The organism is Streptomyces sp. NPDC036764 (assembly GCF_055609385.1).
Window position 1 is genome coordinate 720,406 of the sequence record NZ_JBVJPT010000002.1, and the last position, 20,670, is coordinate 741,075.

A 20,670-nucleotide genomic window follows, 5' to 3' on the forward strand; every position below is an offset into this window, starting at 1 on the left:
CTCCTTGCGCTTTCTTCGCGCTGAACCGGTCGTCCTTGACGCCACCTTGACGGGTATGTGACACGCGCGACCAGCCGCACTGAACCGGCACCGGCCACCCGCCACTCACCCTCACGACGCCGCCGCGCCCACCGCATCCCCCACCAGCGGCAACGAAACCACCATCGTCAGCCCACCCCCCGGCGTGTCCTCCGGAAGCACCGTGCCGTTCATCGCCTCGGTCAGCCCCCGAGCCAGGGCGAGCCCCAACCCCAGCCCGGTCGTGTTGTCGGTGTCCCCCAGCCGCTGAAACGGCTCGAAGAGCCGCTCCCGCCCCGTCGCCGGAAGCCCCGGCCCCCGGTCGACGACCCGGAGTTCGGCCCGCCCCGCCAACGCACTGGCGGTGACCAACACCTTGGTCCCCGGCGGACTGTGCCGCGCCGCGTTGGCGGCCAGGTTGGCGATCACCCTTTCCAGCAGCGGCGGATCGACAAGCACCGACGGCAACTCCTCCACGTCCCCGACCTCGACGCCGGGTATGTCGGCCAGCGCCGCCGGCAGCACCTCCTCCAGGGCGGTGGGCCGCAGGTTCAGCTTCAGCACGCCCGCCTCCAGGCGGCTGAGGTCGAGCAGGTTCTCCACCAGGCGGTTCAGCTTGGCCATGGACTCGTCGGCGGTGGCGAGGAGTTCGTCGCGGTCCTCGGCGGAGAAGTCGACGTCCCGGCTGCGCAGGGACGTTACGGCGGCCCAGCCCGCGGCGAGCGGAGTGCGCAGATCGTGGCCGACGGCCCGCAGCAGCGCCGTACGCATCCGGTCGGCGGCCTTCACCGGCTCGATCTCGGCGGCGGCCTCGGCGAGCCGGGCCCGCTCCACCGCGGACCCCACATGCGCGGCGAACGCGGCCAGCACCCGCCGCTCGGACGGGGACAGGTCGCGGCCGATCAGCGCCAGGCAGGCGCCGGGGCCCGCAGGTACGACGGTGACGCCCGCGGTGTCGGGCGGCTCGTCGACCAGTTCGGCGGACTCCATGCCGAAGGTCTCCCGGGTGCGTTCCAGCAGGGCCGGGATCGTCTGGCCGCCGCGCACGATGCTGCCCGCGAGGGAGGACATGGTCTCCGCCTCGGCAGTGGCACGGGCGGCTCTTCGGGACAGGCGCAGGGAGCGGTCGACGACGGCCGCCACCGTGGCGGCCACCAGCGCGAAGACCGCGAGTGCCAGCAGGGCGTTCGGATCGTCGAGCGTGAAGGCGCCGATGGGCGGGATGAACCAGTAGTTGAGCAGCAGTGACGCGGTGACGGAGGCGATCACCGCGGACGTGACACCGCCTATGCAGGCCACGCCCACCACCGCGAGCAGGAACAGCAGGGCCTCGCTGGTCAGGTTCAGGGTGCCGCGGAGTTGCGCGAGGACGAGGGTGAGCAGCACCGGCAGCACGAGCCCGGCAACCGGTCCCGCGATCATGCGGGACGTCGAGAGCGTACGGCGGCGGGACGGCAGCAGGGTGCCGCGGCCGGCCCGTTCGTGGGTGACCCGGTGGACGTCGATGTCGCCCGAGAGCGCGACGACCGTCTCCCCCGTCCCGAGCCCCGTCACGAACCTTTCCAGGCGTCCGCGCCTGCCGGCTCCGAGGACGAGCTGGGTGGCGTTCTCGGCGCGGGCGAACTCCACGAGCGCGCTCGCGACGTCGTCGCCGACCACCTGGTGGTAGCTGCCGCCGAGGTCCTCCACGAGCCGGCGCTGGCGGGCGAGCGAGGCGTGCGAGGCGCCGGAGGCCAGGCCGTCGCTGCGGGTCACGTGCACTGCGAGCAGGTCCCCGCCGGCCGACCGGGCGGCGATCCGGGCGGCGCGGCGGATGATCGTGTCGCCCTCCGGCCCCCCGGTCAGCGCGACGACGACCCGTTCCCGGGTCTCCCAGACCCGGCCGATCGCGTGCTCGGCGCGGTAGGTGTTGAGCGCCTCGTCGACCCGGTCGGCCGTCCACAGCAGCGCGAGCTGCCGCAGCGCGGTCAGGTTCCCGGGCCGGAAGTAGTTGGCGAGGGCCGCGTCGACCTTCTCCGGCGCGTGGATGTTGCCGTGCGCCATGCGGCGGCGCAGCCCCTCGGGCGGGATGTCGACGAGCTCGACCTGCTGGGCGCGGCGTACGACCTCGTCCGGCACGGTCTCGTGCTGCGGCACCCCGGTGATCTTCTCGACCACGTCCTTGAGGGACTCCAGGTGCTGGACGTTGACGGCCGTGATGACGTCGATGCCCGCCACGAGCAGTTCCTCGATGTCCTGCCAGCGCTTGGCGTTGCGCCCGCCGCCGGGGACGTTGCTGTGGGCGAACTCGTCGACGATCGCGACCTGCGGCCGGCGGTCGAGCACCGCGGCGAGGTTCATCTCCTCGAACTGCCCGCCCCGGTAGTGGCACTGGACACGCGGCACGGCCTCCAGGCCGTCGAGCATCGCCTCGGTCCTGGGGCGTCCGTGGCACTCGGCGAACGCCACCACCACATCGGCCCCGCGGCCTGCCCTGCGCCGCCCCTCATCGAGCATGCGGTACGTCTTGCCCACCCCTGGGGCCGCCCCGAGGTAGACCTTCAACCGTCCGCGCGGTACATCGTTCATCAGGTCTCAGAGAACCGCGCCCGGAGCCCCTGGGCGGAAATCTTGACGCATCCCTGGCGCCCCCGACGTGGACGTTGACACTGTCTTGACAAGGCGGCGGACGGACAGGTTGAAGGCGGTGTGCCGTCCATGACGCGGCCGGCGGCCCCGCCTCCCGGGAGCGGCCCAGCGCGTGAACGCCGCGTGCCGGGGAGGACCGAGGGACGATGATGACGCTGAGTGTCCGTCCTCGCTTGTCCCGTTCGCAGCCCCCCGTACAGCGCAACAACGGACGAACAGGTGCCGGAGCTCACATCTTGATGTGCCGCCGATGCCGACAAGGCCAGTCTTAACGGAAGCTTGACGCCCGCAGCCCCTTGATCCGTGGGCCCATACGTCACTCTCTGCTTACGCTGGTGCCGCCGTCCCGCGTGATGGCCGGAATCGCATGCCGACCCGCACGTCAGGAGCAGGCCGATGGCCACGACCGAACACCCTCCTCCCAGTCGCCTGCGCGCCTGGATGCTGGAGGGCCTGTCCGACATGGGCAAGGGCCATGCCCCCAAGGGTGCGCAGACGCAGAAGGCACCCGTTGACGAGGGCCAGCCCTGGTACCGGGTCATGTGCCTCACCGGCGTCGACTACTTCTCCACCCTCGGCTATCAGCCGGGCATCGCGGCCCTCGCAGCCGGTCTGCTCTCCCCCATCGCCACCATCGTGCTCGTGATCGTCACGCTGGCGGGTGCCCTCCCCGTCTACCGTCGGGTGGCCGAGGAGAGCCCGCACGGCCAGGGCTCGATCGCGATGCTGGAGCGGCTGCTGACCTTCTGGAAGGGCAAGCTGTTCGTCCTGACGCTGCTGGGCTTCGCGGCCACGGACTTCCTGATCACCATCACCCTGTCGGCGGCCGACGCCTCGACTCACCTGATCGAGAACCCGCACCTGGAAAGCACCCTGCACGACAAGCAGATGGTGATCACCCTGATCCTGGTGGCGCTGCTGGGCGCGGTGTTCCTCAAGGGCTTCCTGGAGGCGATCGGCGTCGCGGTCGTCCTGGTGGGTATCTACCTCGCGCTCAACGCCGTCGTCGTGGTCTCCGGCCTGTACCACGTCGTCACCGAGGGACATGTGGTCACCGACTGGACCAGCGCCCTCACCGCCGAGCACGGCAACGTCTTCGTCATGATCGGCGTGGCCCTGATCGTCTTCCCCAAGCTCGCGCTCGGCCTGTCCGGCTTCGAGACCGGCGTCGCGGTGATGCCGCACGTCAAGGGCGACCCGGGCGAGACCGAGGAGAGCCCCAAGGGGCGGATCCGGGACACCAAGAAGCTGCTCACCACCGCCGCCGTGATCATGAGCTGCTTCCTGATCACGACGAGCTTCATCACCACCCTGCTGATCCCGGAGAAGGAGTTCGAGCCGGGCGGCGACGCCAACGGCCGCGCCCTCGCCTACCTCGCGCACGAATACCTCGGCAACGCCTTCGGCACGGTCTACGACGTCTCGACGATCGCCATCCTGTGGTTCGCCGGCGCCTCCGCCATGGCCGGCCTGCTCAACCTGATGCCGCGCTATCTGCCCCGGTACGGCATGGCCCCGCACTGGGCGCGCGCGGTGCGCCCGATGGTCATCGTCTTCACCCTGGTCGCCTTCCTGGTGACCTGGATCTTCGACGCCGACGTCGACGCCCAGGGCGGCGCGTACGCCACCGGCGTGCTGGTTCTCATCAGCTCCGCCGCCATCGCCGTGACCATCGCCGCCCGCAAGGCCGGTCAGCGCAAGTGGTTCATCGGCTTCGCGGTCATCTCGGCGGTGTTCCTCTACACGACCGTCGTGAACGTCATCGAGCGCCCCGACGGCGTGAAGATCGGCGCCTGCTTCATCGCCGGCATCATCCTGATCTCCCTGCTGTCCCGGCTGATGCGCGCCTTCGAGCTCCGTGTCACCAGCGTGACGCTCGACGACATGGCCGAACGATTCATCCGGGACATCGCCAGCCGCAAGATCCGGTTCATCGCCAACGAGCCCGACAGCCGGGACAAGGCCGAGTACCGCGACAAGATCGAGCAGATCCGCAAAGACAACGACATGCCCGAGCAGGAGGACTTCGTCTTCGTCGAGGTCACGGTCACCGACCCGTCCGAGTTCGAGGCCGGCCTGATCGTGCGCGGCCAGGTCATGCACAACCGCTACCGCGTCCTGACCCTGGAGTCCTCCTCCATCCCCAACGCCCTGGCCGCCCTGCTCCTGCACGTGCGCGACACCACCGGCTGCATCCCGCACATCTACTTCGAGTGGACCGAGGGCACCCCCTTCGCCAACTTCCTGCGCTTCTTCCTCTTCGGCCAGGGCGAGGTCGCCCCGGTCACCCGAGAGGTGCTGCGCGAGGCCGAGCCGGACCGGGAACGCAGGCCGCGCGTCCACACCGGCTGACGCGCGCACCGGGCCGATCCAGCCGCGGCCACATCAGGATCGCGTCAACGATGAGCCGTAAGGCGTCAGAGCACTGTCAGCCCCGTTCGCTCCTGCGCCGGCGGCCCCTACCGTCAACACTGTGGACGGAAGCAGACCGCGCCCGGCCCCGACCGGTGACCGTCACTGGCAGAACAGTGCCCGGTTCGCCGCGGGCTGCGCCGCGGCCTTCTTCGGCATGACCCTGCTGGTCGACTGGGACGCCCACACCCTGACTCCGCCGCGCACCCTGCTGTGGCTGGTCATGACCTCCCTGCTGTTCACGATCCTGCTCCCCGAGCGCGTGACCGCCGGCCCCGGATGGCTCGCGGTGCACGGCCTCGTACGACGTCAGGCGGTGCGCACGGACGAGCTGGTGACCGTACGACAGCACGGCGACGTCTCCACCCATCTCACCCTGCGCGACGCGGACGGCCGACGCCTCGAACTGGACCCACGCGTCCTCCTCGCCAACCCGCTGCTGTGGCACGAGCTGGACACCGGGGTACGCCGCTCACGCGCGAGCGGAACCCTGCTGGAGGGCATCGACGTACTGGAGCGGCTGCGGCACCAGATCGACGACGCGGAGGCACGCGCGGTGCTCAGGGCGTCCGGGATCTCCTGAAGACGGAGCGGGGCGGCGGCTAAAGGGTGTTGCACAACGGCGTGACCGCTAGATTCCCGCCATGATCCGGCCTGCCAGACTCTTCGCTTTGTCCGGTTTCCTGCCGACTGGCAGCGCACATTGATCTTGCTTGCGAGCTGCTGCCCGATCTTCCCGGCCCTTGTGCAACACCCTTTAGGGTGCGAACCGCATCTCCCTGGCCACCTCTCCCATCGAGGACGACCCGCACCTGCACAACCGCCTCCCGGGCACGATCACCGGCATCGCCACGGGCGGCGCGATGACGTCGGTGAAGATCGCGGTCGAGGGCGGCGCGGTGACCGCCGCCGTCACCAGGGATGCCGCCAGGGACCTCGACCTGTCCCCCGGCGTCCCCGTCGTCGCGCTGGTCGAGGCCACGGAGGTCGCCCTGACGACCACATGACGGCGGCACGCGAAAGGGCTCCCCTCCGGCCGTGCGCAGCCGGAGGGGAGCCCTTCCCTTCATACGTCCGTGCGTCGTCCGCGTGGACGCCGCCCGAGCGCGGCTCAGTCCTCGTAGGCGTCCAGCGGCGGGCAGGAGCAGACGAGGTTCCGGTCGCCGAAGGCCTGGTCGATGCGGCGCACCGGCGGCCAGTACTTGTCGGCGGCCGACACCCCGGCCGGGAACACGGCCTCCTCACGGCTGTACGCGTGCTCCCACGTGCCGCCCAGCGCGCCGGCGGTGTGCGGGGCGTTGCGCAGCGGGTTGTCCTCGGCGGGCCACTGCTCCGACCCGACCTTCTCGATCTCCGCGCGGATGGCGATCATCGCCTCGCAGAACCGGTCGAGCTCGGCCAGGTCCTCGGACTCGGTCGGCTCGATCATCAGCGTCCCGGCCACCGGGAACGACATCGTCGGCGCGTGGAAGCCGTAGTCGATGAGCCGCTTGGCGACATCGTCGACGCTCACTCCGGTCGCCTTGGTCAGCGGCCGCAGATCGATGATGCACTCGTGCGCGACGAGCCCGCCCGGCCCGGTGTACAGCACCGGGTAGTGCGGCTCCAGCCGCTTGGCGACGTAGTTCGCGGACAGTACGGCCACCTGTGTGGCCCGCTTCAGCCCCTCACCGCCCATGAGGCGGACGTACGCCCAGGAGATGGGCAGGATCCCCGCGGAACCCCACGGCGCGGCCGAGATCGGGCCGACGCCCGTCTCCGGACCGGCGGCCGGCTGGAGCGGGTGGTTCGGCAGGTACGGCGCCAGGTGCGAGCGCACGCCGACCGGCCCGACGCCGGGACCGCCGCCGCCGTGCGGGATGCAGAAGGTCTTGTGCAGGTTCAGGTGCGAGACGTCGCCGCCGAAGTGGCCCGGCTTGGCCAGCCCCACCAGCGCGTTGAGGTTCGCGCCGTCGACGTACACCTGCCCGCCGGCCTCGTGCACCTGCGCGCAGATGTCGGCGACGTGCTCCTCGAACACACCGTGCGTCGACGGGTACGTGATCATCAGCACGGACAGCTCGTCCCGGTGCTTCTCGATCTTGGCCCGCAGGTCCTCGACGTCGATCTCGCCGTCCTCGGCGGTCTTCACGACGACGACCTTCATGCCGGCCATCACGGCGCTGGCGGCGTTCGTGCCGTGCGCCGAGGACGGGATGAGGCAGACGGTCCGCTGCTCGTCGCCGTTGGCCCGGTGGTACCCGCGCACGGCGAGCAGTCCGGCCAGCTCACCCTGCGAGCCGGCGTTGGGCTGGAGGGACACCTTGTCGTAGCCGGTGACCTCGGCGAGACGTTCCTCCAGCTCACGGATGAGCGTCAGATAGCCCTGCGCCTGCTCGGCGGGCGCGAAGGGGTGCAGTTGCCCGAACTCCGGCCAGGTGACCGGCTCCATCTCGGTGGTCGCGTTGAGCTTCATCGTGCAGGAGCCCAGCGGAATCATGCCGCGGTCGAGCGCGTAGTCCCGGTCGGCCAGCCGGCGCAGGTAGCGCAGCATCGCCGTCTCGGAGCGGTACTGGTGGAAGACCGGGTGCGTGAGGAAGTCGTCGGTGCGCAGCAGCCCGTCCGTGAGCGCGTCCGCGGCGCTCGTGTCCAGGGCCTCGATGTCGCCCTCGACCCCGAACGCCGTCCATACGGCGCCCAGTTGGGCCCGCAGGGTGGTCTCGTCGCAGGCGACGGAGACGTGGTCGGCGTCGACGAGACGCAGGTTGACGCCGTTCTGCCGGGCGGCGGCGACGACCTCGGCGGCCTTCGCGGGCACCCGCACGGTCAGCGTGTCGAAGTAGGAACCGTGCACGACCTCGATACCGCCGGCCGCGAGCCCCGCGGCGAGGATCGAGGCGTACCGGTGGGTCCGCCGCGCGATGCTCCTGAGCCCCTCGGGCCCGTGGTACACGGCGTACATCCCGGCCATCACGGCGAGCAGCACCTGAGCCGTACAGATGTTGCTGGTCGCCTTCTCCCGGCGGATGTGCTGCTCACGCGTCTGGAGCGCCAGCCGGTAGGCCTTGTTCCCGTCGGCGTCCACGGACACACCCACGAGCCGCCCCGGCAGGCTGCGCGCGAACTTCTCGTGCACGGCCATGTAGCCGGCGTGCGGCCCGCCGAAGCCCATCGGCACACCGAACCGCTGCGTCGTGCCGATCGCGATGTCCGCCCCGAGCTCACCCGGCGACTTCAGCAGCGTGAGCGCGAGCAGGTCGGCGGCGACGGTGACGAGGGCACCGAGCCCGTGCGCCTGGTCGATGACCGGCTTGATGTCCCGTACGACGCCGGAGGCGCCGGGGTACTGCAGCAGCACGCCGGTGATCTCACGCGAGGCGATCTCGGCCGGAATCCCGTCGCTGAGGTCGGCGACGACAACCTCCACGCCGGTCGGCTCGGCACGGGTCTCGATCACGGCGATGGTCTGCGGAAGCACATCCGCGTCGACCAGGAACAGCCCCTTCTTGTTCTTGCCCATGCGCCGGGACAGGGCCATGGCCTCGGCGGCGGCGGTCCCCTCGTCGAGCAGGGAGGCACCGGACGTCGGCAGCCCGGTGAGCTCGGCGACCATCGTCTGGAAGTTCAGCAGGGCCTCGAGACGCCCCTGCGAGATCTCGGGCTGGTACGGCGTGTAGGCCGTGTACCAGGCGGGGTTCTCCATGACGTTCCGCAGGATGACCGGCGGGGTGAAGGTCCCGTAGTACCCGAGCCCGATCATCGAGTCCAGCACCTGGTTGCGGTCGGCGAGCGACCGCAGCTCGGCCAGCACCTCGGCCTCGGTGCGGGCCCCCGGCAGGTCCAGCGAGTCGGCGTTCTTGATCACATCCGGCACCGCGGCGGCCGTGAGCTCGTCGAGGGAGCCGTACCCGACCTGGGCGAGCATCTTGGCCCGGGCCTCATGATCAGGGCCGATATGACGCTGCTCGAAAGGGATTCCCTGCTCGAGCTCGGAGAGCGGAGTGCGATGGGCGGTCATTACGGAGGCCTCCTGGTCTGACACGACCTTCGAGGGGCACCACGGCGCGGGTACCCGGACGGCCTCCCCCTCTGTCATCTCAACCTGAGAGCTTCACCGGACCGCCCGAAGGCCGTCGGCTTTCACCGTCGGTGAGAGCGGAAGCCGTAGACACCCGCCCTGCTTTCCAGAGTGACCTCGTCCGTGCGGTACGTGAGCCTGAGAGATTCCGGGGAGGATTTGCTCCTTCGGCGCCTCCGATGTTGTCCGGAGGACTCTCCCGCACGGGGTCAGCAGCCGTTATGAAGCCTACCAGCGAGGTCGACGCACGGACCTTCGAGTGGCCGCTCTCACCAATCTGCCTTTTCGTAGTGCTTACGGATGAGTTGCGACCAAGTGGAGGGCCCGTGCAGACCGACATCGATCCGCGCAATCTGATCGGCCGCAAGGCCTTCGACCGCAACGGCACCAAGATCGGCACCATCGACGAGGTCTATCTCGACGACGCGACCGGAGTGCCGGAATGGGCGGCGATACGCACCGGCCTGTTCTCCCGGGACGCCTTCGTCCCCCTGGAGCCCAGCGAGCTGGTGGAGGGCACCCTCCACATCCCCTTCGACCGCGCCCTGATCAAGGACGCCCCCGACTTCGGAGTGGGCCGCCACCTCTCCCCCGAACAGGAACTCCAGCTCTACCACCACTACGGCCTCGACGTAGCCGCCTCACCCCCACCCCCCGACCGAGACTTCGGCAACCTGGCCTCCACAGAACCCCCCAACAACAACGACCCCCAAACCCCCCACCCCTAACCAGCCCCGCCCCCACCCACTCCCCCCAACAGCCCGCAGCCGCCAGCGCACGAACACGCCCCGCCGACCCCGCCGAGCTCGCGAAACAACACCCTGCGCTGCCCCGCTCCCGCATCCAACGGCCGACCGCCCCCTGACCACGGCCACCCACTGCGCACAGCCACGCCCCACCCAGCCGCGAGCACTCGCGACAGATCGCCGACTCCCCGCACCACGACCACCCACCCCACCTAGCTGCGGGCAGTCGTGCCGCTGGGGCGGCACGGGTGGGCGCAGCGGCACCCCGCCAGCGCGGGCAAGCGTCCCCCCACCCCTACCGCACCGCAGACGCAGAGCAAGCAGACACGAACCGCACAGCCACTCACCCCCTCACCGCGCCCGGACTACCCCGACACCGCAGCCGCACCATCCCCACCAACCACAAACCCCCCAGCCCTCTCAGCCGTCTCAGACCCCCCATTGCCCCCGCTTCCCCCACGCCCCCGGGGCCGATCCACCAACGGCAACGGCTCCACCGCCTCCAACCCAAGATCGTCCACCCGAAACGTCCGCACCCGCCCCGGCTCCGACCCCGGCGTCTCGAACCGCACAGTCACCCGCCCAAGCCCACTCCCCTGCACCCACCCATGCCCGTACTCGGCATGCCGCACATCGTGGCCCGCGAGCCATCTCCGCTCCCCCGGCCCTTCCTCCCCCCGCGCCACGGCCACCGTCTCCGCGCTCTCCTCACCCCCCTCCACAGGCTGCTCCCCACGCTTCCCCTGCTCCCCACGCTCCCCCGCCGCCTGAGCGAACAGATCCTCCTGCGTGTAGTCGGCCAGCCCGCTGACCCCGACCCCCAGCAGCCGCACCCCACCCGTCGTATCCACGGAATCCAGCAGCCGAGCAGCAGCCTCCCGCACCACACCCGGATCATCCGTCGGCCCCCGCAACGTCTCGGACCGAGTCAAGGTCGAAAAGTCGTACCGCCGCACCTTCAGCACGATGGTCCGCCCCGACAACCCGGCCCCCCGCAACCGCCGAACACAGCGATCGGCCAGCCGCTGCACCTCAAGCCCCACCCGCACCCGGTCGTGGATGTCCACGTCATACGTGTCCTCGACCGACACGGACTTGGTCTCCCGCTCGGCCACCACAGGCCGCTCGTCATGCGCCAGTGCCATCGCGTACAGCCCATGCCCATGGGCCTTGCCCAGCAGCCGCACGAGCTCGTCCTCACCGGCCTCGGCGATCTCCCCGACCGTATGGATCCCGGCCCGCCGCAGATGGTCCCCCGTCGCCGGCCCCACCCCCGGCAGGGTCCGCACCGACATCGGCTCGAGCAGCGCCCGCTCGGTCCCCGGCTCGATCAGTACGAGCCCATCGGGCTTGGCCTGCTCCGAGGCGATCTTCGCGAGCATCTTGGACGCGGCAAGCCCCACGGACCCAGAGAGCCCCGTGGCGGCCCGTATGTCGCCGCGCAGCCTCGTCCCCACCAGCCGCGCCGACGCGGCGTCCCAGGCGGCCCCCGCGGCCTCCAGATCCACGAACGCCTCATCCAGGCTCAACGGCTCCACCAGCGGCGACAGCTCCCGCAGCAGCCCCATGACGTGCTCGCTGACGTCGCGGTAGACCCCGAACCGCGGCACGAGATACGCGGCGTTCGGCGCCAGCCTCCGCGCCTGGGCCATGGGCATCGCCGAGTGCACCCCGAACGCCCGGGCCTCATAGGAGGCGGTGGCGACGACTCCGCGAGGACCGAGCCCGCCCACGATCACGGCTTTCCCGCGCAGGCTCGGCTTGGATGCCTGCTCCACCGAGGCGTAGAAGGCATCCATGTCGAGATGCAGAATCGTGGGCGCGTTTCTCACATCTCCGATGCTGCCTCACGCCACTGACAATGCCCCGCCGGACCGCACGTTTGCGGCCGGCAGCCGTCCGAAAAGTGGCCCCGCCCGACCATCACCAGGTGGCCGCGGTCAGGAGAAGTCCGCGCCGGCTCAGACCGCCCGGTTACGCCGCCGGGCCAGCTCGTCCGCCGCGTTGTGCCCGATGAGCGTCTCCCCGGTGTCGATCCGCTCCCCGTGAAGCTGCGACAACGCGCTCTCGACGTCCCGCCACACCACACCCACGGCGATCCCGAAGATCCCCTGCCCACCCTGCAGCAGCGCGTGCACCTCGTCCGGCGAGCTGCACTCGTACACGGTCGCGCCGTCGCTCATCAGCGTCATGCGCTCAAGATCGCTGAAGCCCTGCTCCCGCAGGTGCTGTACGGCGGTGCGGATGTTCTGAAGCGACACACCGGTGTCGAGGAACCGCTTGACGATCTTCAGGACGACGACGTCCCGGAAGCTGTACAACCGCTGCGTCCCGGACCCGTACGCGGGCCGCACGCTCGGCTCGACGAGGCCCGTGCGCGCCCAGTAGTCCAGTTGGCGGTACGTGATGCCGGCGGCCGCACATGCCGTCGGACCGCGGTAGCCGATCTGCTCCGACCCCATGGACGCCGCCCCTCCGCCGGTGCTCGGCAAGGCCGTCGGCCGCTGCGGAGCGTGATCGGCAGCACCGTTCTGAACAGCGCTGCTGTGAAGCGGGTACGGACCGCTCGCCCCGAGACTGCGCCCGGGGGCACCCCCAGCCGTACCGTCGCCGCTGCTTCTCACGCCGACCTCCGTCCTTGACCTGCCTTCTCGACGGTAGGCAGTCACCAGGGGTGCGTCAACGATCGCCACACTCGGCACGCCGAGTGATAATCACCCTAGGAGTGGTTTCCCGCACCCCACCGCGGGGAAAGGCTAGCCGAATGTGTTCGGAGCGGGCCTCGGGACGCTCTCACTCGCCGCTGGCAAATGCCGGCATTTGAGCTGTAACCGACTGTGGGCCGAACCGTCACGGACCGCAAGTCCGCCCGGCACGGCCCACACGGCCTCACTGACTGCTGGTGCCGAAGTCCTCCGGCGAGATCTGGTCGAGGAACTCGCGGAACTTCTCCACCTCGTCCTCCTGCTCGTCCGGGATCGCGATGCCGGCGTCGTCGAGCACCCCGTCGCTGCCGTAGATCGGCGTTCCGGTGCGCAGGGCCAGCGCTATGGCATCGGACGGACGGGCGCTCACCTCGACGCCGCTGGCGAAGACCAGCTCGGCGTAGAAGACGCCCTCACGCAGGTCCGTGATGCGTACTTCGGTGAGCTCCTGGCCGACGGCCTCCAGCACGTCCTTGAACAGGTCGTGGGTCAGCGGTCGCGCGGGGGCCATGCCCTGCTGGGCGAAGGCGATGGCCGTCGCCTCCCCCGGCCCGATCCAGATGGGGAGGTAGCGGTCGCCTCCCACTTCGCGCAGGAGCACGATCGGTTGGTTGGAGGGCATTTCGACCCGGACACCTACGACATCGAGCTCGTTCACACAGCAACCCTAGGCCGTGCTCGGGACGTTTGGGTAGTCGGGCCGAGAACGGGTGGCCGATCCGGCCTTCCTGTGCATACCCGGCTCAGGGCAACCGCAGCCCGAGAGCCGTCTGCACCAGCGCGGAGTGCAGCTTGACCGTCAGCCCCGCCAGCTCCTTGGCGCGCGCCTCGGCGTGAGCCCTGGTCTGAGGGTTGCGGTGCCGTTTCAGCGGCGCCACGACCTGGTCCACGAGCCCGGCCTCACGATCGGCGGCGGCTTTCATCACCCGAAGGTGCCGCGGCTCGATCCCGAACCGCCCCAGCTCGGCCACCAGCGCGGCCACGGTGACCGCCTCCGCGTCGTACGCCCCGTCCGGCAGCGGCGCGATCAAGCCGTACGACTCCCACTCCGCGAGCTCGCCCTCGTCGATCTCGGCGGCGGCCAGCAGGTCGGCCCGCCCGATCCGGGCCGCTGGAGGGCCCTCCACGGGCTCCAGGACCGTTTCTCCGTCCCGCTGCCGGCACACGGTCGGCAGGGGTGCCGCCTCACCGCGCTCCATGGCGTCCAGGTGCTCCCGGATCACCTTGAGGGGCAGATAGTGGTCCCGCTGCATCCGCAGGACGTGACCGAGCCGCTCGACGTCCTGCGCGCTGAACTTGCGATACCCCGAGGGGGTCCGCTGCGGCTCGACCAGCCCCTCCGACTCCAGGAAACGGATCTTGGAGATCGTGATGTCAGGGAACTCCTCGCGCAGCACGTTCAGCACCGTGCCGATGCTCATCAGCCGACCGTCCGTGGCGGCGATGCCGTACCCGGCACCGCCGCTCGGTGATTTCAGCATGGACCTTCCCTGGGTCTCCCCGGACGGTCTCCGGGGGAGGGTCAGTAGCCCCGCTGGCTCGCGTAGAAGACCAGCCGGTACTTGCCGATCTGCACCTCGTCGCCGTTGTTCAGAGCAACCTGGTCGATCCGCTCGCGATTGACGTACGTGCCGTTCAGGCTGCCGACGTCGGCCACCGTGAACGAGCCGTCCTGCGCGCGGCGGAACTCCACGTGACGACGCGAGACCGTCACGTCGTCCAGGAAGATGTCGCTCTGCGGGTGGCGGCCGGCCGTGGTCAGATCGCCGTCCAGGAGGAACCGGCTGCCCGAGTTCGGTCCGCGGCGCACCACCAGGAGCGCGGAGCCCAGCGGCAGCGCGTCGACAGCGGCCTGCGCCTCGGGCGACAGCGCCGGGATCTGCGTCTGACCGGTGACCTCGGCGTCGTAGGCCTCGATACCGGAGATGGAGATCGTGGAGGTCGTCTCGGACGGCCGCTCGGCCGCCGCGCCGCTCCGCAGCGGAGCACCACAGTTGGAACAGAAGCGGCTGTTCTCCGCGTTGCGGTTACCGCACCTCGTACACACCAGGGCCGACATCGGGGAAAACCCTCCACCCGTACTTGAGGCTGACGGTTGCCCGAAACCTATGCCGCCGGACTGGCCAGGGTCAACTGACGGCGCGCCCTGACCTCCGGAAATGTCATCGCCCGACCCAGGCACCTGATCCCTGAACAGCGGCCGCTGGCCGTCATCGTCCCCCTGGGCGCGGTGACGAGCGGTCGCGTTGTCGCTGCCCTCTCGCGCGCTCTTGCCGAACAACTTCGAAAACAACTTCACGGGCGATTCCCCTTGACCGAAACAGACCCGCCCGTGGGGCAGGACGAACCCTGACTGCTCTCTCTGGCCGACTCAGACATCCTCACAACGTCCGTCTCCACCAGACAGTTTCCACCACGCACCACCCAATCGGTGCGCCGACCCCCCGCAACCTCATGCCCTCCCCGGACGTCCCCCATGCACCCCCGGTTCACTGGGAGGACGACCGAGCGTAGTCAGGCCGCTTCGCCGCTCGCAAGGCGTCCACGACGATCTTGTCCGACCGCTCGATCGTCACGGTGGCCTGCTCCTTCTCGAGGGTCTGCACCACGCCTCCAGGGATGTTGAGCGCTGGTTCGAGGTCCTGCGGTTTGCCGATGACCTTGAAACGATAGGGCGCGTTGATCTTGTTCCCGTCGACGCTCACGCTGTTGCCGGAATCGGTCAGGTAGGTGCCGGCGACGACGCGTACGCCGTTCACCTGGATCGCCTCCGCGCCGGCCGCGCGCAACTCCTGGATCGCGTCGAGCAGCATGTCCGCCTCGACCGTTCCCTTCGTGTCGTCGATGGTCATCGTGATGCCAGGCCCCTGAGCGGCCACTGTGCCCGCCAGAATGCCGAGTTGCCTCTCCTTCTCGACCGTCTGCTTGCGGGCCTCCTCGGCCTGGTTCGAACTGTTCTCCAGTTCGTCACGCTGCTTCTCGAGACCTTGCTTCTCGTCCTCTAGACGCTGAGTACGGTCGTCCAGTTCATCGAGGATGCGAACGAGATCTTCCTGACGTGCGCCGCGCAGGGCACTGTCGCTGTCGCTGTTCGACGCGACCTGGACGGCAAGACCGAACCCGAGGCCGAACAGCAGCAGGGCGACGATGAGTTGGGCGCGGGTCACACGAGGCGGCCAAAGCCCCTGCGCGAGCCGCTGGCGACCGGTCAGCCCGGATTGCCGCTCCTCGGGCGCGTCCGTGCTCTCAGGGGCGTCCGAAGCCTCGCCCGCGCCCGTCGCCACTTCTTCGGGCAGCTCCTTGCGCAGCCTGTTCCCGGGGGTCTGTTCCTGGTTGCTCATCGGCCTCACGCCCGGAACACGTGGCGGCGAATGGCCGCGGCGTTCGAGAAGATCCGGATGCCGAGCACCACGACGACTCCCGTGGATAGCTGGGCCCCCACGCCCAACTTGTCGCCCAGGAACACGATCAGCGCGGCCACGACCACGTTGGACAGGAACGACACGACGAAGACCTTGTCGTCGAAGATGCCGTCGAGCATGGCCCGCAGACCCCCGAAGACGGCGTCCAGAGCCGCCACGACGGCGATCGGCAGATAAGGCTCGACGACCGCCGGAACCTCAGGCCGGACCAAGAGTCCGGCCACGACTCCGACGACGAGGCCCAGTACGGCGATCACGATGTGCCCTTCTCGGTTTTCTCGGTGTTCGGCTGTGCAGTACGTACGATCACACTCGGAGCGGCGGGCAGCCGGAGGTCCTCCTGCACGGAAATGCTGGTCCGGATGCCGAAGTTCTCCTGCAAGGCGTGCAGGTACAGGCCGTCGGCACTGTCCTGGAACCTGGTGCTCAGCCGCTCCCCGTCCCCCACCGCGAGCACCGTGTACGGCGGCACCAGCGGCTTGTTGTCGACCAGTATTGCGTCACCCGCGGCTCTGATCGCCGACAGGGCCGTCAGCCGCTGTCCATTGATCGAGACGGCTTCCGCTCCCGACTCCCACAGCCCGTTGACCACCCGCTGCATGTCGCGGTCGCGCACCCGCCCGGTGTCGGAGAACCCGGAGGACCCGCGCGGGTCGCCGTCGCCGTCCGTGCCCGCTTCCTTCGCGTCGTTCACGACCAGCTTCACACCGGGCCCGTGCACCTCGACCGCACCCGCGAGAATGCCCACGAGCTCCGCCCGGTCGCCCCCGGCCGTCTTCAGGGCCTCGCGCTGCCGCGCGCTCACGTCGGCACGCAGGTCGTCGACGGTCTCTTCCAGTCGGTCCGCCGCCGCCGTCTCACGGTCGATGCGGTCGATCAGCTCTTCGCGCTCCTTGGCCACCACTGGAGCCGCCACACGAGCCTGCGCCGCTCCCACGGTCACCACGAGCGCCGCGAGCACCAGACCGGCGGCGAGCCCCAGCTTCGCCCTCAGCGTCCTGGGCAGTCCCCCGTCACCCGCCGCCTTCTTGCGGGCGGCGGCCTCGGCGTACCCGTCGTCGAGGCTGTGATCCATGACGTTGGTGAGCAGCGACATGGACGCGTCCGGGCGCGCAGGGGGCGTGGATGTGCTCCGAACGGGGGGCGGCTGCGGCATGCCGCACATCGTCGCACGTCGCGGCCGCTACCTCCGAATGGCCCCACCGGCGTGCCGGACAGGCCCCTTTTCGGGGACACCTGTCCGGCACGCGCGTGTACTCCTTGCTCTTACCGGCCGGCGCTGTCCACGACCGCGGACCACTCGTCGAGCAGCTCCTGAGCCGACGCGTCGTCCGGCCCCTCGGCCCACAGATGGGTGACCGCCTCCGCCGGGTCCGGCAGCACCATCACCCACCGCCCGTCCGTCTCCACGACCCGCACTCCGTCGGTCGTGTCGACAAAGCGATCTCCGGCCTCCTCGACGACCCGCCGCATGACAAGCCCCTTGACGGCCCAGGGGGTCGCAAGATCGCGCTTGATGACATGCGCCCGCGGAATCCGCGCGTCGATCTGGCTGAGCGTGAGCTGCGTCCGCGCCACGAGCCCGATCAGCCTTACGAAGGCGGCCGTACCGTCGAAGACGCTGCTGAACTCCGGGACGATGAACCCGCCCCTGCCGTCGCCGCCGAAGATCGTCGTGTCGTCGCGACCCACCCTCGTCAGGTCATCGGGCGAGGTGGTCGTCCACTCCACCTGCGTGCCGTGATACGCCGCCACCTGCTCGGCGATCCTCGTGGTGGTCACCGGCAGGGCCACACGCCCACTGCGCCGCTCGGCGGCCACCAGGTCGAGCATGACCAGCAGGGCCCGGTCGTCCTCGACGATCCGCCCCTTCTCGTCGACCAGCGACAACCGCTCACCGACCGGGTCGAACCGCACGCCGAACGCGGCCCGCGCGGACGCCACGATCTCACCCAGCCGCACCAGCCCCGACCGCCGCGTGTCCGCCGACTCCGTGGGCCTGGACTCGTCGAGACCGGGATTGATGGTCAGCGAGTCCACCCCGAGCTTGCCGAGCAGACTGGGCAGCACAAGCCCTGCACTGCCGTTGGAAGCGTCGACGACAACCTTCAGCCCAGACTCCGAGATGCCGGTCGTATCGACGTTCCGCAACAGCGATCCGGTGTACGAGTCGAACACACTGGCCGGGAAGTGCAGGTCCCCGATCTCTCCCGGGAACGCACGCCGGTACTCCTGCCTGGCGAAGACCCGGTCCAGCTTCCGTTGACTGGCCTGCGACAGGTCGGCACCCTGCCCGTCGAAGAACATGATGTCCACGGAATCCGGCACACCTGGCGTCGTCCGGATCATGATCCCGCCGGCACTGCCCCGAGCGGTCTGCTGCCGCGCAACCGGCAGAGGTACGTTCTCCAGGTCTCGTACGTCGATGGCGCTGGCCTGAAGCGCGGAGATCACCGCCCGCTTGAGCGCCCGGGCACCACGGGAGTGGTCGCGGGCCGTAGTGACGGTGGAGCCCTTCTTCAGGGTCGTCGCATAGGCGCCGGCGAGGCGCACGGCAAGTTCCGGCGTGATTTCCACGTTCAGGATTCCGGAGACGCCGCGGGCACCGAAGAGATGCGCCTGGCCTCTCGACTCCCAGATCACCGAGGTGTTGACGAAGGCGCCGGCCTCGATGGTCTTGAAGGGATAGACGCGCACATTGCCCTGAACGATCGATTCCTCACCGATCAGGCACTCATCACCGATGACCGCGCCGTCCTCGATCCGAGCGGCGCGCATGATGTCGGTGTTCTTTCCGACGACGCACCCACGCAGATTGCTGTGCTGCCCGACGTACACGTTGTCGTGCACGACGGCCTTGTGCAGAAAGGCTCCGCTCTTCACGACCACGTTCGAGCCGACGACGGTGTGTTCCCGGATCTCCACGCCGGCTTCGACCTTGGCGTAGTCGCCGATGTACAGCGGTCCTCGGAGCACGGCGTCGGGATGGACCTCGGCGCCTTCCGCCACCCACACGCCCGGGGAGATCTCGAAGCCGTCGATCTCGACGTCGACCTTGCCCTCCAGGACGTCGGCCTGCGCCTTCACATAGCTCTCGTGGGTGCCGACGTCCTCCCAGTAGCCCTCGGCGATATACCCATAGATCGGCTTGCCTTCCTTCATCAGTTGCGGGAAGACATCACCGGACCAGTCCACGGGCACGTCGGGCTCGACATAGTCGAAGACCTCGGGCTCCATGACGTAGATGCCGGTGTTCACGGTGTCCGAGAAGACCTGACCCCAGGTCGGCTTCTCGAGGAAGCGCTCGACCTGGCCTTCCTCGTCGACAATCGTGATGCCGAATTCCAGCGGATTGGGCACCCGGGTCAGACAGACGGTGACGAGCGCGCCTTTTTCCTTGTGGAAGTTGATCAGCTCGGTGAGGTCGAAGTCGGTCAGGGCGTCGCCGGAAATGACGAGGAAGGCATCGTCCTTCAACGCCTCTTCGGCGTTCTTGACGCTACCGGCGGTACCGAGGGGCTTCTCCTCGTTGGCATAGCTGAGCTCCATTCCGAGCTCTTCACCGTCACCGAAGTAGTTCTTGACCAGCGAAGCCAGGAACTGAACGGTCACGACGGTCTCATTCAGCCCATGCCTTTTGAGCAGCCTCAGAACGTGCTCCATGATCGGCCGGTTGACCACCGGCAGGAGCGGCTTGGGCATGCTTGAGGTCATGGGGCGAAGGCGCGTGCCTTCGCCTCCGGCCATCACGACGGCCTTCATGTCGGAAGCGTCCTCCTCGAAGAGACGACGGTCTAGCCGACTTCACCCGTCCAGATTGTCCCGCACTTTTCCACCGCGGGCCATCGGGCCACTACGCCCGCTTCAATCCGCGAGTTCACTCGGCCATGGCGTCCGCACGGACAAGGCGGCGGACCTGAACCACGTAGAGAACTCCTGCCCACCAGTACAGCGTTGTACCCCATCCGGCGAACGCCCATCCGAAAATAGCAGCGAGTGACGGGATCCATCCACTTCCGTCACTGAGCAACAGCAACGGGAAGGCATACATCAGGTTGAACGTAGCCGCCTTGCCAAGGAAGTTCACCTGCGGCGGCGGATAGCCGTGACGCCTGAGGATGCCCACCATCACCAGCAGAACCAGCTCGCGCGCCAGAAGTGCAGCGGTCAACCAAAGCGGCAGAATCTCGCGCCAGGTGAGGCCGACCAAAGTCGAGAGAATGTAGAGCCGGTCGGCCGCCGGGTCGAGAAGCCGGCCGAGGCTGCTGATCTGGTTCCAGCGCCGCGCGAGCTTGCCGTCCAGGTAGTCACTGACGCCGCTCAGAGCCAACACCAGAAGGGCCCAGCCATCACTCTTCGGCCCGCCGAACTCGGGCCTCAGAATCAGCCACAGGAACAGCGGCACGCCAAGGAGCCGCGCCATGCTGAGGATGTTGGGGATGGTGAGGACCCGATCCGTCTGGACACGGGTCTCCTGGACCTCCACCCGGGAGCCTCCTGTGGGAAACGTACCTACGATGCCCCCTGACCCTACCTCAACGCAAAAAAGCTCTGGCCCTCGGGCTGAGTGCCCAAGAGCCAGAGCTCTAAAAGGAGTTCGGCGGCGTCCTACTCTCCCACAGGGTCCCCCCTGCAGTACCATCGGCGCTGTAAGGCTTAGCTTCCGGGTTCGGAATGTAACC

At 69.1% G+C, this 20,670-nt stretch carries 16 protein-coding genes, 1 rRNA gene and 1 riboswitch; of the genes, 4 read left to right on the forward strand and 13 right to left on the reverse strand.

Annotated elements, in window-relative coordinates; translation table 11 throughout:
- Positions 1–111: 111 nt before the first annotated feature.
- A complete protein-coding gene (locus tag ACZ69Q_RS14785; protein WP_471041500.1) occupies positions 112–2,586 on the reverse strand; it encodes a sensor histidine kinase in 2,475 nt (824 codons plus the stop codon).
- Between the two features lie 456 nt (positions 2,587–3,042).
- On the opposite strand from ACZ69Q_RS14785, the gene ACZ69Q_RS14790 reads away from it, so the two are divergent.
- The 3 genes from ACZ69Q_RS14790 (at position 3,043) to ACZ69Q_RS14800 (ending at position 6,065) form a co-directional block, all read left to right on the forward strand.
- Positions 3,043–4,998 (forward strand): APC family permease, encoded by a 1,956-nt coding sequence (locus ACZ69Q_RS14790; RefSeq protein ID WP_471041502.1) that lies wholly within the window; start codon positions 3,043–3,045, stop codon positions 4,996–4,998.
- Between the two features lie 121 nt (positions 4,999–5,119).
- Positions 5,120–5,641, forward strand: coding sequence for a hypothetical protein (locus tag ACZ69Q_RS14795; protein WP_471041504.1), 522 nt, complete (start codon positions 5,120–5,122; stop codon positions 5,639–5,641).
- A 196-nt stretch (positions 5,642–5,837) separates the two neighbouring features.
- Complete coding sequence (locus ACZ69Q_RS14800) at positions 5,838–6,065, forward strand: TOBE domain-containing protein (RefSeq protein ID WP_471041558.1); 228 nt, start codon at positions 5,838–5,840, stop codon at positions 6,063–6,065.
- Between the two features lie 104 nt (positions 6,066–6,169).
- Here the strand turns inward: ACZ69Q_RS14800 and gcvP are convergent, their stop codons facing one another.
- On the reverse strand, positions 6,170–9,055 hold the full coding sequence (gcvP, locus tag ACZ69Q_RS14805; RefSeq protein ID WP_471041506.1) for an aminomethyl-transferring glycine dehydrogenase: 2,886 nt from the start codon (positions 9,053–9,055) through the stop codon (positions 6,170–6,172).
- A gap of 176 nt (positions 9,056–9,231) precedes the next feature.
- A riboswitch (glycine riboswitch) is annotated at positions 9,232–9,327 on the reverse strand.
- Positions 9,328–9,441: 114 nt separating this feature from the next.
- Between gcvP and ACZ69Q_RS14810 the strand changes: the two genes are divergently transcribed.
- Positions 9,442–9,843, forward strand: coding sequence for a PRC-barrel domain-containing protein (locus ACZ69Q_RS14810; protein WP_471041508.1), 402 nt, complete (start codon positions 9,442–9,444; stop codon positions 9,841–9,843).
- Positions 9,844–10,226: 383 nt separating this feature from the next.
- Here the strand turns inward: ACZ69Q_RS14810 and ACZ69Q_RS14815 are convergent, their stop codons facing one another.
- The 11 genes from ACZ69Q_RS14815 to rrf all read right to left on the reverse strand — a co-directional run.
- Positions 10,227–11,693: a DNA polymerase IV gene (locus ACZ69Q_RS14815; protein ID WP_471041510.1), complete on the reverse strand. Its 1,467-nt coding sequence runs from the start codon at positions 11,691–11,693 to the stop codon at positions 10,227–10,229.
- Between the two features lie 129 nt (positions 11,694–11,822).
- Positions 11,823–12,485 (reverse strand): MerR family transcriptional regulator, encoded by a 663-nt coding sequence (locus ACZ69Q_RS14820; RefSeq protein WP_471041512.1) that lies wholly within the window; start codon positions 12,483–12,485, stop codon positions 11,823–11,825.
- 265 nt (positions 12,486–12,750) lie between these two features.
- Positions 12,751–13,224: a bifunctional nuclease family protein gene (locus tag ACZ69Q_RS14825; protein WP_004002801.1), complete on the reverse strand. Its 474-nt coding sequence runs from the start codon at positions 13,222–13,224 to the stop codon at positions 12,751–12,753.
- 85 nt (positions 13,225–13,309) lie between these two features.
- A complete protein-coding gene (gene ftsR, locus ACZ69Q_RS14830) occupies positions 13,310–14,047 on the reverse strand; it encodes a transcriptional regulator FtsR (RefSeq protein ID WP_471041514.1) in 738 nt (245 codons plus the stop codon).
- A 41-nt stretch (positions 14,048–14,088) separates the two neighbouring features.
- Positions 14,089–14,907 (reverse strand): FHA domain-containing protein, encoded by an 819-nt coding sequence (locus ACZ69Q_RS14835; protein WP_471041560.1) that lies wholly within the window; start codon positions 14,905–14,907, stop codon positions 14,089–14,091.
- A 148-nt stretch (positions 14,908–15,055) separates the two neighbouring features.
- A complete protein-coding gene (locus ACZ69Q_RS14840) occupies positions 15,056–15,907 on the reverse strand; it encodes a DUF881 domain-containing protein (protein WP_471041516.1) in 852 nt (283 codons plus the stop codon).
- Positions 15,908–15,912: 5 nt separating this feature from the next.
- Positions 15,913–16,245 (reverse strand): small basic family protein, encoded by a 333-nt coding sequence (locus ACZ69Q_RS14845; RefSeq protein WP_003988855.1) that lies wholly within the window; start codon positions 16,243–16,245, stop codon positions 15,913–15,915.
- Positions 16,242–17,144: a DUF881 domain-containing protein gene (locus tag ACZ69Q_RS14850; RefSeq protein ID WP_471041518.1), complete on the reverse strand. Its 903-nt coding sequence runs from the start codon at positions 17,142–17,144 to the stop codon at positions 16,242–16,244. The genes ACZ69Q_RS14845 and ACZ69Q_RS14850 overlap by 4 nt, the downstream gene beginning before the upstream one ends.
- A gap of 110 nt (positions 17,145–17,254) precedes the next feature.
- Positions 17,255–19,750 (reverse strand): sugar phosphate nucleotidyltransferase, encoded by a 2,496-nt coding sequence (locus ACZ69Q_RS14855; protein WP_471041520.1) that lies wholly within the window; start codon positions 19,748–19,750, stop codon positions 17,255–17,257.
- A gap of 115 nt (positions 19,751–19,865) precedes the next feature.
- Positions 19,866–20,474, reverse strand: a complete 609-nt coding sequence (locus ACZ69Q_RS14860) for a CDP-alcohol phosphatidyltransferase family protein (protein WP_380859870.1) — start codon at positions 20,472–20,474, stop codon at positions 19,866–19,868.
- 109 nt (positions 20,475–20,583) lie between these two features.
- Positions 20,584–20,670, reverse strand: a 5S ribosomal RNA gene (rrf, locus tag ACZ69Q_RS14865); the annotation flags it as partial.

What these genes read in the sequence shown, in the direction of transcription:
- ACZ69Q_RS14790 (WP_471041502.1), top strand. Translation starts at nt 3,043, where the DNA reads ATGGCCACGACCGAACACCCTCCTCCCAGTCGCCTGCGCGCCTGGATG.
- ACZ69Q_RS14840 (WP_471041516.1), bottom strand. Translation starts at nt 15,907, where the DNA reads ATGAGCAACCAGGAACAGACCCCCGGGAACAGGCTGCGCAAGGAGCTG.
- ftsR (WP_471041514.1), bottom strand. Translation starts at nt 14,047, where the DNA reads ATGCTGAAATCACCGAGCGGCGGTGCCGGGTACGGCATCGCCGCCACG.
- gcvP (WP_471041506.1), bottom strand. Translation starts at nt 9,055, where the DNA reads ATGACCGCCCATCGCACTCCGCTCTCCGAGCTCGAGCAGGGAATCCCT.
- ACZ69Q_RS14850 (WP_471041518.1), bottom strand. Translation starts at nt 17,144, where the DNA reads ATGCCGCAGCCGCCCCCCGTTCGGAGCACATCCACGCCCCCTGCGCGC.
- ACZ69Q_RS14855 (WP_471041520.1), bottom strand. Translation starts at nt 19,750, where the DNA reads ATGAAGGCCGTCGTGATGGCCGGAGGCGAAGGCACGCGCCTTCGCCCC.
- ACZ69Q_RS14785 (WP_471041500.1), bottom strand. Translation starts at nt 2,586, where the DNA reads ATGAACGATGTACCGCGCGGACGGTTGAAGGTCTACCTCGGGGCGGCC.